The following is a 17,195-nucleotide window of genomic DNA, read 5'->3' as shown; positions in this document are numbered from 1 at the left end:
TCCACTGGACTGATTTCTGATCCTGCTTCGATCGGAAAAGATGCGCGTTAGAACAAACCCTTAGAGCGCCGATCTGATCCAATCAGATCGAACGCGCTCTGAGGAACCCGCCTTTTATTCCGGCAGATGACAGACGGCCTCGATATTGTGCCCGTCTGGATCCGTCACGAAGGCCGCATAATAATCGGGATGGTAATCGGCGCGAAGGCCCGGCTTGCCATTGTCGCTGCCGCCGGCTGCAATGGCCGCTTCATAGAAGCGATCCACTTCCGAACGCGTGCCAGCCGAAAAGGCGACATGCAGAACGCCTTCCAGTTTCGCGCCCTTCTGCTTGCCGATCCAGAATTCCGGCTTGCCATTGCGCCCATATCCGACCCAGTCACCGAATTCCATGGCGCGGGTAATGCCCAATGGGGCAAGCGCCTCATCATAGAATTTGCGCGACTTGGGCATGCTGGAAATGTTGAAGCCAATATGGTCGAGCATGATTGCCCATTCTCCGTGCTGCCTTGTTATCTCAAGACATATCGGCGGCAACGTAAAGGTCAAGACCATGCAATCAATGAGTGCATAGTCCTCACGGGAATCCTGACAAAGAAAAAGGGGAAGGCAACAGCCTTCCCCTTTGCGCGTTTAGACTGATAGTTGCCGCGATTACACGCGGCGCTCGACCATCATCTTCTTGATTTCGGCAATCGCCTTGGCCGGGTTCAATCCCTTCGGGCAGGTCTGCGCGCAGTTCATGATCGTGTGGCAGCGATAGAGACGGAACGGATCCTCAAGATTGTCGAGGCGTTCGCCCTTGGCTTCGTCGCGACTGTCGATCAGCCAGCGATAGGCCTGAAGCAGCACAGCCGGGCCGAGGTAACGGTCGCCGTTCCACCAGTAGCTCGGGCACGAAGTCGAGCAGCAGGCGCACAGAATGCACTCATAAAGACCGTCCAGCTTCTGGCGGTCATCATGGCTCTGCAGCCATTCCTTCTGCGGCTCCGGCGAAACCGTCTTGAGCCAAGGCTCAATGGAACGGTGCTGGGCGTAGAAGTTGTTGAGGTCCGGAACGAGATCCTTGACCACTGGCATGTGCGGCAGCGGGTAAACCTTGATGGTCCCCTTGATGTCGTCCATGCCCTTGGTGCAGGCCAGCGTATTGGCGCCGTCGATGTTCATCGCGCAGGAACCGCAAATGCCTTCACGGCACGAACGGCGCAGCGTCAGCGTCGGATCGATCTTGTTCTTGATATAGAGCAGACCGTCCAGAACCATCGGGCCGCAATCGTCGCGATCGACATAATAGGTGTCGATGCTCGGATTGGCGTCGTCGTCCGGCGACCAGCGATAAATACGGAATTCCGTGACGCGCTTTGCGCCATCAGGACGGGGCCAGGTCTTGCCCTCCTGCATGCGGGAATTCTTGGGAAGTGCGAGTTCAACCATTGCTCTTTCCCTTAATCAGTAAACGCGCTTCTTCGGCGCAATCTTGGCGAGGCTGATGCCACCTTCTTCTTCCGTCGTGAGCGGATCGAGGTGAACGGCGCGATAACCGAGCGTCACCTTGCCGTCCGGCGAGAGCCAGGACAGGGTGTGCTTGCGCCACTCGGCATCGTTACGGTCCGGGAAATCCTCATGCGCGTGAGCGCCGCGGCTTTCATGGCGCGCTTCCGCCGAAACAACGGTCGTCAACGCGTTGGCCATGAGGTTTTCAAGTTCGAGCGTTTCGACAAGATCGGAGTTCCAGATCATCGAGCGGTCGGAAACCTTGATATCCGGCAGTTCGTGCCAGAGCTTTTCCATGCGCTCGCAACCCTGCTTGAGCGATTCCGACGTGCGGAACACGGCGGCATCTTCCTGCATGGTGCGCTGCATCTTTTCGCGCAGCTCTGCCGTCGGCGTCGAGCCGTTGGCGTAACGCAGGCGATGGAAACGATCCATGATCTTTTCGACTGCGGCTTCGTTGATGTCCGGGATCTTCGCGGCGCGGTCGATGACTTCGCCAGCGCGGATCGCCGCCGCACGACCGAACACCACAAGGTCGATCAGCGAGTTGGAGCCGAGACGGTTTGCACCGTGGACCGAAGCGCAGCCCGCTTCGCCGACAGCCATCAGGCCCGGCTGGACGCGATCCGGATCTTCCGGCGTCGGGTTCAGCACTTCGCCCCAGTAATTGGTTGGAATGCCGCCCATATTGTAGTGAACCGTTGGCAGAACCGGGATCGGCTCCTTGGTCACGTCCACGCCTGCGAAAATCTTGGCCGACTCGGAGATGCCCGGGAGGCGTTCATGCAGAACGGCGGGATCGAGATGGTCAAGATGCAGGAAGATGTGATCCTTGGCCTTGCCGACGCCACGACCGGCGCGGATTTCCATGGTCATGCAGCGCGAAACCACGTCACGCGAGGCAAGATCCTTGGCCGATGGTGCATAGCGCTCCATAAAGCGCTCGCCTTCGGAATTGACCAGATAGCCGCCTTCGCCGCGTGCGCCTTCAGTGATGAGGCAGCCTGCGCCGTAAATGCCGGTCGGATGGAACTGAACGAATTCCATATCCTGAAGCGGCAGGCCAGCGCGCGCAGCCATGCCGCCGCCGTCGCCGGTGCAGGTATGGGCCGAGGTGGCCGAGAAGTAGGAGCGACCATAACCGCCCGTCGCCAGAACCACCATCTTGGCGGAGAAGCGATGAATGGTGCCGTCATCGAGGTTCCACGCCACGACGCCGGTGCAGACACCGTCGGTCATGATCAGGTCGAGCGCGAAATATTCGATGAAGAACTGTGCGTTGTTCTTCAGGCTCTGGCCGTAAAGCGTGTGCAGGATGGCGTGGCCGGTACGGTCAGCGGCAGCGCAGGTGCGCTGAACCGGAGGACCGTCGCCGAAATTCTGCATGTGGCCGCCGAACGGACGCTGGTAAATCTTGCCTTCTTCCGTACGCGAGAACGGCACACCATAGTGCTCCAGCTCGTAGACGGCGGCAGGCGCTTCACGCGCCAGATATTCCATCGCATCGGTATCGCCGAGCCAGTCCGATCCCTTGACGGTATCGTACATGTGCCACTGCCAGCTGTCCGGGCCCATATTCTTCAGCGAGGCGGCAATGCCGCCCTGCGCCGCAACCGTATGCGAACGGGTCGGGAAAACCTTCGTGATACAGGCTGTCTTCAGGCCCTGTTCGGCCATGCCGAGCGTGGCGCGCAGACCAGCGCCACCGGCGCCAACCACGACAACGTCGAACTTGTGATCGACAAACTTGTAGGACTTTTCGCCCGCAGCAGGAGCTGCATTCTTTTCTGCACTAGCCATCGGGCTATCAACCTCCGAAGCTGAGCTTGAGGATCGCGAAAACGCAGGCAAAACCAACCACCGCCGCAAAGAAGGTGTTCAGCATCACCAGCACGATCTTCATGCCTTCGCCATGCACATAATCTTCGATAATGACCTGCATGCCCAAACGCATGTGATAGACGCCGGTCAAAACGAACAGCGCCATGATAATCGCGGTAAGGGGATGCGAGAGAGCGGCCCGGACTTCCGCAAAGCTTGCGCCATTGAGCGAAATCACCAGGCCGATGAAAAAGAGAACCAGCGGCACCAGAGCCACCGCCGTCATGCGCTGATACCAGAAATGGCTGGTGCCTTTCTTGGCGGAGCCAAGACCGCGAACCTTGCCAAGAGGCGTACGCATATCGTTATTCGAACCGCTCATGGGATCAGCCTCCTAGCGCACCGAGTAAGCGACGACCCAGACGAGGATCGTAGCGATGACCGAGAAGACAACCGTTGCCCAGGCAATCTTGGAAGCGGTGTGCTTTTCAAGACCGGCGCCGGTATCCCAGATGAAGTGGCGAACGCCGCCAGCCAGATGGTGCAGCAGCGCCCAGGTGTAGCCGAACAGAACGAGCTGGCCGATCCAGGAGCCGAAAACGGCGTTGACGGCATTGAAGCACTCTTCGCCAACGGCTGCGGAAATGAGCCAGGCTGCAAGCAGCAATGTGCCGAAATAGAGAGCGCCGCCCGTGATACGATGCACGATGGACATCGTCATCGTGATGACCGGCTTATAGACGGACAGGTGCGGCGACAAAGGACGCTGACGCGTTACGGTCGGTTGTGTCATGGTTCTCGTTGGCCTCTCGTGGGGCTTCCCTGACGTTTCTCCCCGGCAATACCCACCGACGATGATCGGCCAGGCGTACCGGATAGCGGGTTTCTGAAAACCCAGTTTTGAAGTCGCCCTTCACGCAAGGTACCGGAACTTCCGATCCTGCGTCGGCACGACCCAAGAAATATGGCGAGACCGTGGAATACGGCCTTATGTGCCGCTTTCTACTGCTCTTTTACCATCACGTCAAAGAAGCTTTTTCACGAAAAGACTAACAATTGGTCGCACCTTTGCGACACATTCACGTGATTGCGGCCTTCAATCGTTTGAAGGCCGCAATTTCGAAAAACATGTGTAAATTCATCAACTTTAGCAAAGGCGTATCAAGCGCCGAATCGAATCACATAGCTCGACCAGTCAGCCGCCGTCGCGATCTGCTCATAGAGCTTGCGACCGTCTTCCGGCACGCGCGGCGCATTGAGCACAAGCTTGGACCAGCTGCGTTCTTCCGCCTTGTCGGCAAGCAGGTCGATCAGCGCCTTGGCGATGCCTTTGCCCCGGTGATCGTGATGGACATAGATATGATCCACCTGCCCTGCGCGCAGGCCCGATACCGGCTCCGGGAGATCGTAGAAAATCACGAAGCCGACAAGGTTCCCGTCCACACGCGCGCCGAGAATTTCAGTGGCGCGGTCCTGCAAAAGATGCTCGGCATAATAATCGTCGGGACGGCGCGGCGCTCCACGCTTCAGCGCCTGCGCATAGCTGGCAAGCAGCGGCGCAAATTCGTGGGCATCACGAAGATGAAGATGCGCAATATCGACGGCATGATCTTTGGTCATTGAACATTCCTTGGCCTTCGGGGCGGTTCAAGTCGCCTTTGGTCACAACGCGGCGAAGCAGTTGCGTCCAAAGACTTATCCGATTGTAGCCAGCACCGATGACAAAGGTAAAGAAAGAGTTAAGATGATCTGGAAACTCTTTTTGCGTCAGACGGCAAAGGTGAAACCGCACCATGGCAAACCGAAACAGAACAGCCTTGATAGCTTCATGTGCACTTGCGCTTGCCGGCTGGGTCGCGACGGCATCCGCCGACACCACATTGCGCTATGCCGACGCATCGGGAAACCTGATCATGCAGAAAGCGGATGGCGGCCCCAAGATCATCCGTGTTGGTGCGGCGCATAAAGACCCGACATTGCAGATGCCGCGCCGGACGCAGGGCACGACGACCATCACCGCGCCGCAAGACAAGGCTGTGGCCTATATCGTCGGCCCTCCGAACAGCAGCTGTGAAAGCGCTGTTCTTCTGCGCGGGCGCTCATTCATGTATGGGCTGGATAGCGGCGAAACGCCGGTTCTGGATCACCCGGGCTGTTGAACCGGATTATCCGCGTGTGCGGGCGGAGCCCGACGGGCGAAACTCCACGACATTCTCATCCGAGATGATCGGCGATGCTGCGCGCACGCAATTGCGACCGCCCTTTTTCGCCTCGTACAGCGCGCCGTCAGCCCGTTTGTAGAGATCGGAAAACATGTCGTCGAATTCCATCTCGGCAACGCCGAAGCTGGCGGTGAAATCGATATCGCCACTATGGCTCGGAATTTTAATCGTGCCGCATGCCAGACGCATACCATCGGCACAGCGTGACGCCGACTGAATGGTGTTTCCCGGCAGCAGAACCGCAAATTCCTCTCCGCCCATACGCGCCGCAAAACCGCCTCGGGCAACCGCCGTCTTGCGCAATTCAGCAGCAAAGGCCGCAATGACACGGTCGCCCAGCGCATGGCCGTAATTGTCATTTATCAATTTGAAATAGTCGATATCGCAAACCACGAGCGACAAGGCCTGCCGCGACCGCTTCGATTTATCGATGGCCGCTTCCGCCCGCAACGCAAAGCCACGGCGATTGAGCAGGGCCGACAGCTCATCCGTTTCCGAACGGATAGTCATGTCCGAAAGCAGTTCACGCATCAGGCTCAACAGCAACAGCAGCCCCGCCGCGACCGATAGACCTGCGCCAATCGACTGGGCAAAAAGCGCATAGGCCGTGTTCACATAATCGTTCGGCTCGCTGCCCGCCCCACCTGACACATCGGCGAGCACGGGTTTCAAGAGAAAATGTAGCGCACTCAAAGCAAAGAGCGCGGCCATCATCATATCGACGGCACCACGCCTGCTGAAACGCAGGATAACCCAGACGGCAAGCGCCAAGGCCAGAAAATAAGGCGTCTGATAGAGAAACAAACCCGCCCAGCTGCTGCGCGCAATGCCGTAAATGGCGTAAATCATCACCAGCGAAAGAAACACAAGCAGGCCGAGCATCTTCCACGGCACCGGAGCGACATACATGCGCGCCAGCCCGATGACGAGGCAAACCAGCGTCATCAGATAGGTCGCGAAGGCGAGCATATAGCCAAGACGCGGGCTTGGCATGGACGGCATCGCCAGCTCGGTCAGGAAATAAAGCATCGCAAAAACGAAGCCCATCGCGAAGACGCGCGCAGCCGCATTGCCTTGCGCGTAAACGGCAATGCCGAAAAACGCGAAGGCAAACAGACCGGATACGGTCATGTTGATGATGAGAATGAAATCGGCTCCGCCCATGAATGCCTTTTCCGTTCGAAGCGCGTCAAATAAGAAAACACTAATCTAACAGCACTTGCATATACATGGAATATGCGGGGAAACCATGAAGAAGCTCATAAGAGCAGTGCTGTTTAAGGCATTTGTTTTCGATATTTCTATTTAGAACAGAGCATAAAGAAAAAGCCGCCGGATCGCTCCGGCGGCTTTTTCAAATCGGTGTCTTACGGAACTCAGTTCCAGTCGCGAATGTCGACGAAGTGACCGGCAATCGCAGCAGCGGCAGCCATGGCTGGCGATACGAGATGGGTGCGGCCCTTGAAGCCCTGACGGCCTTCGAAGTTACGGTTCGAGGTCGAAGCGCAACGTTCACCCGGCTTCAGACGATCGTCATTCATCGCAAGGCACATGGAGCAGCCCGGCTCGCGCCAGTCGAAACCCGCTTCGATGAAGATCTTGTCGAGGCCTTCAGCTTCCGCCTGTTCCTTCACGAGACCCGAACCCGGCACGATCATCGCGTTGACGCCATCGGCAACCTTCTTGCCAGCGGCCATACGCGCTGCGTCGCGCAGATCTTCGATACGACCATTGGTGCAGGAACCGATGAAGACGCGGTCGATCTTGATGTCGGTCATCTTGGTGCCCGGCTTCAGACCCATATAGTCGAGCGCACGCCACTTCGATGCACGCTTGGTCTCGTCCTTAATCTCGTCCGGATTCGGAACGATGTCGGTGACGAAAACAACGTCTTCCGGCGAAGAGCCCCAGGAGACGACCGGCGAAATCTTGGCGGCATCCAGCTCGACGATCTTGTCGAAATGCGCACCTTCATCCGAATGCAACGTCTTCCAGTAGCCGATAGCCTGTTCCAGCGCTTCACCCTTCGGCGCGCGCGGCTTGTCCTGCACATAGGCGAAGGTCGTTTCGTCCGGAGCGATCAGACCAGCGCGTGCGCCACCTTCAATCGACATGTTGCAGACGGTCATGCGACCTTCCATCGACAGCGAGCGAATGGCGCTGCCCGCATATTCGATCACGTAGCCGGTGCCGCCTGCAGTACCGATTTCACCGATGATGGCGAGCGTGATGTCCTTGGCGGTGACGCCGGGAGCCAGTTCACCATCGACACGCACCAGCATGTTCTTGGCTTTCTTCTGGATCAGCGTCTGGGTTGCGAGCACATGCTCGACTTCCGACGTACCGATACCATGCGCCAGCGAACCGAATGCGCCATGGGTCGAGGTGTGGCTATCGCCGCAGACAATCGTCATGCCCGGCAGGGTGAAGCCCTGTTCCGGTCCAACGATGTGCACGACGCCCTGACGGCGATCGCGTTCGGAATAATATTCGACGTTGAAATCGGCAGCATTCTTGGCGAGAGCCTCAACCTGAATGCGGCTTTCTTCGTTCTTGATGCCGTTAACGCGATCTTTCGAAGTCGGCACGTTGTGATCGACCACGGCGAGCGTCTTCTCGGGATGGCGCACCGGACGGCCAGCCATGCGCAGGCCTTCGAAAGCCTGCGGGCTCGTCACTTCGTGCACAAGATGGCGATCAATATAAAGGAGGCAGGTACCATCTTCCTGCTGATCCACTACATGGTCGTCCCAGATCTTGTCATAAAGTGTACGCGGCGCGCTCATTGCGAGAGTTCCTTTGAACGGTTCTTAATTTGGCCTGTCATATGCACCTGCCGTCGCGTTTCGTCAAGAAACTGAAACCGCAACAGGGTGTCGCAGTAACAATCTTGCGCAAAGCGGGCAGAATTATGCCTGATATTATGTGTCGCGGTGCATTTGGCAAATAAAAAAGGCGGCCACAGGCCGCCTTTTTCAAAGATCTCTGACTGAAACTTATTCAGCAGCGGTCTTGGCAGCTTCGGCCTTGGCAGCGGCAGCCTTGTCAGCTTCGCGCTCAGCCTTGGTGCGGTTGTCTTTCTTTTCAGAAATACGGGCAGCCTTACCGGTGAGGCCACGCAGGTAGTAAAGCTTGGCGCGACGGACCTTACCGCGGCGAACCAGCTCAACGCCTTCAACGATCGGCGAGTAAACCGGGAATACGCGCTCTACGCCTTCGCCGTACGAAATCTTGCGAACGGTGAAGTTTTCGTTGAGGCCAGCGCCCGAACGAGCGATGCAGACGCCTTCATAGGCCTGCACGCGGGTACGCGTACCTTCGGTAACGCGAACCTGAACGCGAACCGTGTCGCCCGGCTGGAAATCTGGAAGCTTGCGCTTTTCTTCGATCTTTGCTGCCTGTTCGGCTTCAAGCTGACGAATGATGTCGGTCATCGTCTGACTCCTTCTATGTTCTTTTCAAACAGTCAGAGCGCTCTGCACTTGCCGCCAAGCAATCCTTGGCCTTGCGGCTATGCCTTCAATATCAGGCAGGAGCGGTACACCATTTATTGGTTTACGGACGTCTCGGGCTTGGCCCGAACGAGGTATTGCAATGTCGGGTTCCCCCGAACAGACGCGCCAATACAGCATTGCGAGGGGTTTGTCACGCCCTGTCAGAATTTTTAATAGCCAGCCGCAAGCGACTATGTCAGAAATATTGCAAAAATAAATGCTTCACACGCAAGCAATCTAAAAAAGCATAAAGCTAAAATGGGGACAATATGACTATCAAACAACCGTCACCCTCATTGTATAATGAGGATCTGGCGCCTGCTGTCGAACGCAAATGGGGCGCTTTCAGTATTTTCAACGTCTGGACATCGGACGTCCATAGTCTTTGGGGCTATTATCTTGCTGCAAGCCTTTTTCTGCTTTGCGGCAGCTTTCTGAACTTTATCATTGCCATCGGCCTTGGCTCACTGGTGATCTTCTTCCTGATGAGCCTCGTCGGCAATGCGGGCGTGCGGACAGGTGTGCCATTTCCGGTGCTGGCGCGCGCGTCTTTCGGCACATTCGGCGCGAATTTTCCGGCGCTCGTGCGCGGCGTCGTCGCCTGCTTCTGGTATGGCGCGCAGACGGCAGCGGCCTCTGGCGCGCTCGTTGCGCTGCTGATCCGCAATGACAGCATGCTGGCCTTCCACCAGAACAGCCATTTGCTCGGCCACTCCACTCTTGAAGTCATCTGCTATGTACTGGTCTGGGCGGCGCAGTTGCTGATCATCCAACGCGGCATGGAAACGGTGCGCCGCTTTCAGGATTGGGCGGGTCCGGCTGTCTGGATCATGATGCTCATTCTGGCCGTCTATCTGATCATCAAGGCTGGTACATTCTCCTTTGGCAGCGAAATCCCGCGCGATATTCTGCTGGAGAAGACAAGGGACGCTGGCGTATCCGGCGAGCCGGGTTCCATCGCCGCGCTGGCAGCGGTCGCCGCCACCTGGATCACCTATTTCGCAGCACTTTATCTCAATTTCTGCGACTTCTCACGCTATGCCAAGGATGAAGCGGCACTGCGGCGCGGCAATCTATGGGGCCTGCCGGTCAATCTTCTGGCCTTCTGCCTCGTTGCCGGTGTCACGACCACCGCCGCATTCACCGTTTATGGTGAAGTGCTGCTGCACCCCGACCAGATTTCGGCAAAGTTCGACAGCTGGTTCCTGGCGCTTCTGGCCGCGCTGACATTCACTGTCGCCACGCTCGGCATCAATGTGGTTGCAAACTTCGTTTCCGCAGCCTTCGACTTCTCGAACACATTTCCGCAAAAGGTTTCTTTCAAGCGGGGCGGCGTCGTTGCGGCGCTTATCGCGCTGATCCTCTATCCGTTCGCGCCATGGGAAACCGGCGCTGCACATTTCGTCAATTTCCTGGGTTCCACCATGGGGCCGATCTTCGGGATCATGATGGTCGACTATTATCTGCTGCGTCGCGGACAGTTGAATGTCGCCGATCTTTATCAGGAGAATGGCGAGTTCCGCTTCCAGAACGGCTGGCACGTCAAGGCTTTCATCGCCTTTGCGATTGGCGCTCTGTTCTCGTCTGTCCTGCCGATGGCCACCAGTCTTCTGCCGGACTGGTGGGGAACCTATGGCTGGTTCTTCGGCGTCGGCATTGGCGGCGGCGTCTATTTCATACTCCGCAGGCCGGAAGCGCAGGCTCACGCATCCGCAAAGCAGCATGCTTGAAACAAAATGCCCGGTGAAAACCGGGCATTTTCATCTATTTGCCGATACGGCCCAGATGCGTATCCTGAAAGCCCGATCCATATTTGAGACCAAAGCCCAGCGCGCGGTCGATGCCGATATGCACGGCCCAGATCAGCGCCATGGCGATGCAAATCTGCCAGTTCATTGCCCAGCCAAACACGGCCAGCAGAACCACACCGATCCAGCTATGGGCGATATTATAGACAACCGCACCGGTGCGCGGTCCCTTCATATAGGCAAAGAACGACAGATCCGGCGCCAGAACCAGTATGGCAAAAAGCCACCAGCTTGCTCCACTCACCCAGTAGGCTCCGAGCGCCAGAAGCGCGAGGGACAGGCTTTCAAGGCGCTGGATCAGATTCATTTGCGTTTTGTCTCCTGATAAGCATCCCAGAGATCAGGCCGACGTTCCCGGGTGATCCGCTCGGCCTGCGCATGCCGCCACTTGTCGATGGCGCCATGATTGCCGGATGTCAGAACATCGGGGATAGACCTGTCTTCCCAGACCTGCGGACGCGTATAATGCGGATGTTCGAGCAGCCCGGTCTCAAAACTTTCCGTTTCGCCCGATTGCTGATTGCCCATCACGCCCGGCAACAGGCGCACCACGGCATCCAGCAGCACGATGGCCGCCGTCTCGCCGCCCGAAAGAATATAATCGCCGATCGAGACTTCCTCGAGTTGGCGCGCTTCAATCACGCGTTCATCCACGCCTTCAAAGCGTCCGCACAGAATGATCGCGCCCGGCCCGGCTGCAAGCTCGCGCACGCGTTTCTGCGTCAGCGGTGCACCGCGCGGGGTCATCAGCAGCATCGGGCGATCATCGGCAACGGAATCGAGCGCCCGCGCAATCACATCGGGCTTCATCACCATACCCGCGCCACCACCCGACGGCGTGTCATCGACCATGCGATGCCTGCCTTCGGCAAAATCGCGAATCTGCACCGTATCGAGCTGCCATTTCGCCTCGGCAAGCGCCTTGCCGGCCAGTGAAACGCCAAGCGGCCCCGGAAACATTTCCGGATAGAGCGTCAGCACAGAAGCATGGAAAAACCCTGCTTCGTGGTCTGCTGCGCTCTGTTCCGAAGATTCGTCGGTCATGACTTCTTCGGTCGCTTCTTCTGTTGATGACCACCCTTCAGCGGATTGTCATTTTCATCGGGGATCAGGCCTGCCGCGAACGGCTCCACCAGCAGGGTGCCTTTTTCGAAGTCGATCTCCGGTACAGCCGCTTCGGTGAAGGGAATGAGCATCGGGCGCTTGCCCTTCTCGCTCAGCTCGATGAGGTCGCCACCACCGAAATCGAACACCGCGCTCACAACGCCATAGCTCTTGCCCTCGGCATCGATTGCCGCAAGACCGATCAGGTCGGTCTGAAAGAACTCGTCGTCTTCGAGATCGTCATCCGACAATTGCGAACGGTCGATGTAAAGCGCAGTACCATTCAGCGCCTCGGCGGCGTTGCGGTCGTTGACGCCCTTGAAGCGCACAATCACAACCGTCTTGGCGGCCCGGGCTTCAAGAACTTCATAGCCCTTACCCTGCTCATCATAAAGCAGGCCATAATCGCCAATTGAAAGCGGGTCTTCGGTGAATGTCTTGATTCTGACCTCACCACGAATGCCATGGGCGGCACCGACGATGGCGAGCTGAATCGGATTTTCTGGACGTGGCATGGTTGCCCCTGATCTGGATTCGGGCACATCGCCCCGACAGTGAGACCGATATGCGCTGCTGATTAGCTTTATCGCTTAGCGAATTAACACCGAAACGCCAAGAAAAATGCTTGGTTCCGTCAATCTGGCTGCCAAACACACTATGGCAACCAGCCAGTAACCTCTCCCTGACAAACTATCAGCCGAAACTTCAACCGGTAGATTTCAAGATGGCGATGAATGGCGAATTCCTGATTCCCGCCCGTGCAGACCTTGCAGCTGCGCGTGAGGAATGGCTGAAGACATTGAAGGATACGCGCCGCCTTTCTGAAAACACCGTCGAAGCCTATGAGCGCGACTCGCGGCAATTTCTCAATTTCCTCACCGGACATCTGGGCGAACCGCCCTCGCTGAAAGATGTAAGTAGCCTGCGCGTTGCCGATCTGCGCTCGTTCCTCGCCAGCCGCCGCAATGATGGCGCAGGCGCGCGCACCCTTGGGCGCGGTCTGGCCGGTATACGCTCCCTGCTGCGCCATCTGGAAAAGCGCGGTCTGGCCAATGCCGCAGGCGCAAGCGCCATGCGCGCGCCCCGCCAGCCAAAATCACTGCCGAAACCGTTGACCGCAGACGATGCCCGCCGTGTGGTCGCTGCCGATGGCCAGATGGCCGAGGAACCGTGGATCGCGGCGCGCAACGCCGCCGTGCTCACCTTGCTCTATGGCTGCGGCCTGCGCATTTCCGAGGCTCTTGGCCTCAAAGGCGATGCGCTGTCCGACAGTTCCGCGCTTTCGATCACCATAACAGGCAAGGGCAACAAGTCCCGGCTTGTGCCCCTGCTGCCGATTATCCATCGCGCCGTCGCGCAATATCGCGCGCTATGCCCCTATGATCTCTCTGCCGACAAGCCGCTGTTTCGCGGTGCGAAAGGCGGCGAGCTTCATGCCGCCATCATCCAGCGCGAAATGCAGAAATTGCGCGCCGGGCTCGGTCTACCGGACAGCGCCACGCCGCATGCTCTACGCCACTCCTTCGCCACCCATCTGTTGGGCCGCGGCGGTGATCTGCGCACCATTCAGGAACTGCTTGGCCATGCCAGCCTGTCCACCACCCAGATCTATACCGGCGTGGATACGGAGCGGTTGCTGGAAGTTTATGACAAGGCGCATCCGAGAGCCTGAACTGGCCACCTTTCACATCGCGGAAGATTGCTTATATTCCCCTGTATGAAAAAGCTGCTTCTCGTTCTTCTATGCGCCGTCTTCGCCGGTTCCGTCACCGCGCGAGCTGATGAAAAAGCTCCCGCCTGCTCCATTCGGGGCGAAAATCTCGTCGATGGCGTGGAAAAAAGCCACCCCGCTCTCTGGAAAGAGCTGCGCGCGGAAGCAGAATCGATCCCCAACCATCAGGGCCGCATCTGGAAGATCGAAAAGGACGGAGTAGCCCCGTCCTATCTGTTCGGCACCATTCATCTCAGCGATCCGCGTGTACTGGAACTGCCGAAGGTGGTGCAAGACGCCTATCAATCGGCGAATACTGTCGTGATCGAAACTACTGATGTTCTCGACCAGAAGAACTTTCTGCGCTTGAAGCTGGAACGTCCCGAACTGCTGCTTTTCACCGATGGCAGCACACTCAAATCGCATCTGCCTGTCGACAGGCGCGAGGATATCGAAAAGAAGCTTGCGGAGCGCGGCATTATTCTCGATGCGGTCGCCAAGATGAAGCCGTGGATTCTGACCACGCTGCTGGCCCTGCCCAAATGCGAGCGCGAGCGCAAAAGCGACGGCGTGAAATCGCTCGACGAGTTTCTGGCGATCCATGCCCAGTTGGAAGGGCGCAACATTGAGGGGCTGGAAACGGCTGCAGAACAGTTCGAAGCCACCGAGAAGCTTCCGCTCGATTTTCACATCCGCAATCTCATCGCCACGGTCGATTACGGTGACAAAACCGAAGACGCCATGGAAACGACCACCGCGCTTTATCTGAAGGGCGAGCTTGGCATGATCATGCCGGCGCTGAGAAGAATCGTGCCGGATGCATTGTCCGATCAGGATTACGATCTGTTCCTGAAATATCTGATCACCGACCGCAACCACACCATGGCGGATCGCGCCGTTCCGCTGCTGGAAAAAGGCAATGTCTTTATTGCTATCGGCGCCCTGCATCTGCCGGGCGAAGAGGGTGTGGTGGAATTGCTGCGCGCCAAGGGCTATCGGCTGACGGCGCTTTAGCTCCCTGCCCACACGCGGAACAATCGGCTTTTGACTGCGTTCACTCTACTGAAGCAGGTTTGTGACGGCTGAAGGCCGCGCAAACCCGATGCGACAACTGGAGGAGCGCGCAATGGTTGATCCCCTCGATCCGCGAAACGACCCCAGAACGAACCCGGTCAATACTGATCCGAGACTTTCCGATCCTTCCGGCATGCCACCGCCGCAACGCGGCGGAAGCGGCTATCTTCTGGGTGCCGTTCTGCTCGTGGCAATCATCATTCTCGGCTATTTCTTCTACAAGAATGGCACGAGAACCGACATGGCGACACCGCCACCTGCACCCGCAACCCAGAGCGAGCCCGCAACACCGGCTCCGGCCCCACCTGCCAATCCGCCAGCCCAGAATTAATTCCCATAAAAACAAGAAAGGCCCGCTTGCGCGGGCCTTTCTGCATTCTCTCTTCAAGAGATTACATATGGATCGGCTTGGCGAAGGTCGCCAGAGCGGATTCGCGCACGGCTTCCGACATGGTCGGATGCGCATGGCAGGTGCGGGCCAGATCTTCCGACGAGCCGCCGAATTCCATCAGAACGGCCAGTTCGTGGATCATTTCGCCAGCATTGTAGCCGAGGATATGTGCACCCAGAACGCGGTCCGTCGCCTTGTCGGCGAGGATTTTCACAAAACCATCCGTGTGCAGCATGGCACGTGCGCGGCCATTGGCCGTGAACGGGTACTTGCCAACCTTGTATTCGATACCGGCAGCCTTCAGTTCTTCTTCGGTCTTGCCGACAGAAGCCACTTCCGGCTGGGTGTAGACAACGCTTGGAATGACGTCGAAATTCACATGACCGGCCTGACCAGCGATGATTTCGGCAACAGCAATGCCTTCGTCTTCAGCCTTGTGCGCCAGCATCGGGCCCTGCACCACGTCGCCGATGGCGTAAATGCCTTCGACATTGGTGCGCCAGTGATCGTCAATCGCAACGCGGCCACGATCATCGACAGTGACGCCTGCTTCCTGAAGGCCAAGACCGTCCGTGTAAGGACGACGGCCCGTGGAGATCAGAACGGCATCGGCTTCGAGTGTTTCGGCATCGCCGCCCTTTACAGGCTCGAAAGTGACCTTCGCGCCCTTACCTGACTTTTCGACGCCCGTCACTTTCGCGCTGAGCTTGAAGGCAATGCCCTGCTTTTCGAGCAGACGCTGGAACTGCTTGGAGACTTCGCCGTCCATCGCGCCCAGCACCTTGTCGAGATATTCGACAACCGTGACCTTTGCACCGAGACGCGCCCAGACCGAACCGAGTTCCAGACCGATCACACCGCCGCCAACGACGACGAGATGACCCGGAACCTTTTCAAAGGACAGAGCGCCAGTCGAGGAAACGATGGTCTTCTCATCAATGTCGACCTTGACGCCCGGAATACCGGCAACGTCGGAACCCGTTGCGATGATGATGTTCTTGGCTTCGATTTCCTCAACCTTGCCGTCTTCGGCGGTCACGGAAACCTTGCCCTTGGCGACAACCTTACCGGTGCCGATGTAAGGCGTGATCTTGTTCTTCTTGAACAGGAATTCCACGCCCGTCACATTGGACTTCACGGTCGCGTCCTTGTGGGCCAGCATCTTTCCCAGATTAAGCTTGGGCGACACTTCCACGCCCAGCGTATCGAAGGAGTGGCCAGCTTCGGCAAAGACTTCCGATGCATGTAGAAGCGCCTTGGACGGAATGCAGCCGACATTGAGGCAGGTGCCGCCGAAGGTCTTGCGCTTTTCCACCACAGCAACCGAGAGACCCAGCTGCGCGGCCTTGATTGCGGCGACATAACCGCCGGGGCCCGTACCGATGACAACCACATCATAAGACATTGAATTACCCTTTTCAGTCTTTCCTGAACGTTTTTCGTTAGAGTACCGCATTTATGCGACGCCAAATGTTTCGGCTGCAAAATGCTTGAAATAACCGGCCTTTGTTAAAGCTGCCGATCAGTTTTCATCCGGGGTGCATCCCTGAAAACGGAACACTTCCCACTGAAGCGGCTTTTCGGGTTTGGCCGCTCCAAAATCATAACCGTCGAGCGCCGTCACCAGATCAGGGAACAGCACGGCCTGCGCGGCAGGTTCATCCGCCTTGGGCAGAACTTCCGCTTCCGCACCTTCCTTCAGCGCGTAGATGACGCTCTGCCAGATGCTGCAATCATCGAGGTCTTCCGGATTGGAGCCATCGCCCTTGCAGTTATAGGTGATGAGCGCATAAGGCCGCGCCACACCCTCTTCCGGCCAGATCACCATGCCATTCAGCTTGAATTCCGGCTTGTCATTGGCAGTGATGGTAAATTCATTGGTCGGCGCAGGCGTCATCTTGAGATCGTTCGTCTGCAGCGGGCGGAACGTCAATGTGTAGGCGCCGTCACGGTCCTGATAGATGCCGCGATTCTGGGTGCAGGCTGCCTGCACCGCGGTTGAGAACACCGAAGCGGCAACGACCGAAGCGGCCGTTATTTTGAGAAGCTTCCTTGCAACATACATCTGTCGGTTCT

Annotated in this window: 19 protein-coding genes; 5 read left to right on the top strand and 14 right to left on the bottom strand. The window is 57.6% G+C overall.

Going from position 1 to position 17,195, the window contains the following annotated elements; translation table 11 throughout:
• Nucleotides 1–114: 114 nt before the first annotated feature.
• From FHW00_RS02100 to FHW00_RS02075, 6 genes are all read right to left on the bottom strand, one after another.
• Nucleotides 115–486, bottom strand: a complete 372-nt coding sequence (locus FHW00_RS02100) for a VOC family protein (RefSeq protein ID WP_078337550.1) — start codon at nt 484–486, stop codon at nt 115–117.
• Nucleotides 487–654: 168 nt separating this feature from the next.
• Nucleotides 655–1,434 carry a succinate dehydrogenase iron-sulfur subunit gene (locus FHW00_RS02095; RefSeq protein WP_078337551.1) on the bottom strand — a complete coding sequence of 260 codons (780 nt, stop codon included), beginning with the start codon at nt 1,432–1,434 and terminating at the stop codon, nt 655–657.
• Nucleotides 1,435–1,449: 15 nt separating this feature from the next.
• On the bottom strand, nt 1,450–3,294 hold the full coding sequence (gene sdhA, locus FHW00_RS02090; protein WP_078337552.1) for a succinate dehydrogenase flavoprotein subunit: 1,845 nt from the start codon (nt 3,292–3,294) through the stop codon (nt 1,450–1,452).
• A gap of 7 nt (nt 3,295–3,301) precedes the next feature.
• A complete protein-coding gene (gene sdhD, locus FHW00_RS02085) occupies nt 3,302–3,697 on the bottom strand; it encodes a succinate dehydrogenase, hydrophobic membrane anchor protein (RefSeq protein ID WP_078337553.1) in 396 nt (131 codons plus the stop codon).
• 12 nt (nt 3,698–3,709) lie between these two features.
• Nucleotides 3,710–4,108 (bottom strand): succinate dehydrogenase, cytochrome b556 subunit, encoded by a 399-nt coding sequence (sdhC, locus tag FHW00_RS02080; protein ID WP_078337554.1) that lies wholly within the window; start codon nt 4,106–4,108, stop codon nt 3,710–3,712.
• Nucleotides 4,109–4,476: 368 nt separating this feature from the next.
• Nucleotides 4,477–4,935, bottom strand: a complete 459-nt coding sequence (locus FHW00_RS02075; RefSeq protein ID WP_078337555.1) for a GNAT family N-acetyltransferase — start codon at nt 4,933–4,935, stop codon at nt 4,477–4,479.
• A 197-nt stretch (nt 4,936–5,132) separates the two neighbouring features.
• On the opposite strand from FHW00_RS02075, the gene FHW00_RS02070 reads away from it, so the two are divergent.
• On the top strand, nt 5,133–5,474 hold the full coding sequence (locus tag FHW00_RS02070) for a hypothetical protein (RefSeq protein ID WP_445557885.1): 342 nt from the start codon (nt 5,133–5,135) through the stop codon (nt 5,472–5,474).
• Between the two features lie 6 nt (nt 5,475–5,480).
• Here the strand turns inward: FHW00_RS02070 and FHW00_RS02065 are convergent, their stop codons facing one another.
• The 3 genes from FHW00_RS02065 to rplS all read right to left on the bottom strand — a co-directional run bounded on the left by FHW00_RS02065 (nt 5,481) and on the right by rplS (nt 8,971).
• Nucleotides 5,481–6,701, bottom strand: coding sequence for a GGDEF domain-containing protein (locus tag FHW00_RS02065; protein ID WP_078337557.1), 1,221 nt, complete (start codon nt 6,699–6,701; stop codon nt 5,481–5,483).
• 212 nt (nt 6,702–6,913) lie between these two features.
• Nucleotides 6,914–8,323: a 3-isopropylmalate dehydratase large subunit gene (gene leuC / locus FHW00_RS02060; RefSeq protein WP_078337558.1), complete on the bottom strand. Its 1,410-nt coding sequence runs from the start codon at nt 8,321–8,323 to the stop codon at nt 6,914–6,916.
• Between the two features lie 210 nt (nt 8,324–8,533).
• On the bottom strand, nt 8,534–8,971 hold the full coding sequence (rplS, locus tag FHW00_RS02055; RefSeq protein WP_078337559.1) for a 50S ribosomal protein L19: 438 nt from the start codon (nt 8,969–8,971) through the stop codon (nt 8,534–8,536).
• Between the two features lie 329 nt (nt 8,972–9,300).
• On the opposite strand from rplS, the gene FHW00_RS02050 reads away from it, so the two are divergent.
• Nucleotides 9,301–10,761, top strand: coding sequence for an NCS1 family nucleobase:cation symporter-1 (locus FHW00_RS02050; RefSeq protein WP_113533781.1), 1,461 nt, complete (start codon nt 9,301–9,303; stop codon nt 10,759–10,761).
• Between the two features lie 34 nt (nt 10,762–10,795).
• Here FHW00_RS02050 and FHW00_RS02045 read toward each other — a convergent pair whose 3' ends face one another.
• Genes FHW00_RS02045 through rimM form a run of 3 tightly spaced genes read right to left on the bottom strand, consistent with a single transcriptional unit; the run spans nt 10,796 to nt 12,458 of the window.
• Nucleotides 10,796–11,146: a DUF4260 domain-containing protein gene (locus tag FHW00_RS02045; protein ID WP_078337560.1), complete on the bottom strand. Its 351-nt coding sequence runs from the start codon at nt 11,144–11,146 to the stop codon at nt 10,796–10,798.
• Complete coding sequence (gene trmD, locus FHW00_RS02040; protein ID WP_078337561.1) at nt 11,143–11,883, bottom strand: tRNA (guanosine(37)-N1)-methyltransferase TrmD; 741 nt, start codon at nt 11,881–11,883, stop codon at nt 11,143–11,145. Before trmD ends, FHW00_RS02045 begins: the two co-directional genes overlap by 4 nt.
• On the bottom strand, nt 11,880–12,458 hold the full coding sequence (gene rimM, locus FHW00_RS02035; protein WP_078337562.1) for a ribosome maturation factor RimM: 579 nt from the start codon (nt 12,456–12,458) through the stop codon (nt 11,880–11,882). Before rimM ends, trmD begins: the two co-directional genes overlap by 4 nt.
• Nucleotides 12,459–12,667: 209 nt before the next feature.
• Here rimM and FHW00_RS02030 point away from each other — a divergent pair, with 209 nt between their 5' ends.
• The 3 genes from FHW00_RS02030 (at nt 12,668) to FHW00_RS02020 (ending at nt 15,059) form a co-directional block, all read left to right on the top strand.
• Entirely contained in the window at nt 12,668–13,615 is a 948-nt protein-coding gene (locus FHW00_RS02030) for a tyrosine recombinase XerC (RefSeq protein ID WP_078337563.1), read from the top strand.
• A gap of 45 nt (nt 13,616–13,660) precedes the next feature.
• Nucleotides 13,661–14,668 carry a TraB/GumN family protein gene (locus tag FHW00_RS02025; protein WP_113533780.1) on the top strand — a complete coding sequence of 336 codons (1,008 nt, stop codon included), beginning with the start codon at nt 13,661–13,663 and terminating at the stop codon, nt 14,666–14,668.
• Between the two features lie 112 nt (nt 14,669–14,780).
• On the top strand, nt 14,781–15,059 hold the full coding sequence (locus FHW00_RS02020; RefSeq protein ID WP_078337564.1) for a hypothetical protein: 279 nt from the start codon (nt 14,781–14,783) through the stop codon (nt 15,057–15,059).
• Nucleotides 15,060–15,120: 61 nt separating this feature from the next.
• On the opposite strand, the gene lpdA is transcribed toward FHW00_RS02020, so the two are convergent.
• Nucleotides 15,121–16,524, bottom strand: a complete 1,404-nt coding sequence (gene lpdA / locus FHW00_RS02015; RefSeq protein WP_078337565.1) for a dihydrolipoyl dehydrogenase — start codon at nt 16,522–16,524, stop codon at nt 15,121–15,123.
• A gap of 117 nt (nt 16,525–16,641) precedes the next feature.
• The gene (locus FHW00_RS02010; protein ID WP_078337566.1) at nt 16,642–17,184 is read right to left on the bottom strand and encodes a hypothetical protein; all 543 of its coding nucleotides are present in this window, start codon (nt 17,182–17,184) and stop codon (nt 16,642–16,644) included.
• Nucleotides 17,185–17,195 lie beyond the last annotated feature (11 nt).

Origin of the sequence: Ochrobactrum sp. P6BSIII, assembly GCF_014138065.1 — a bacterium.
In the GTDB taxonomy this organism is placed as follows: domain Bacteria; phylum Pseudomonadota; class Alphaproteobacteria; order Rhizobiales; family Rhizobiaceae; genus Brucella.
This window is presented reverse-complemented; position numbering and strand designations above follow the sequence as displayed.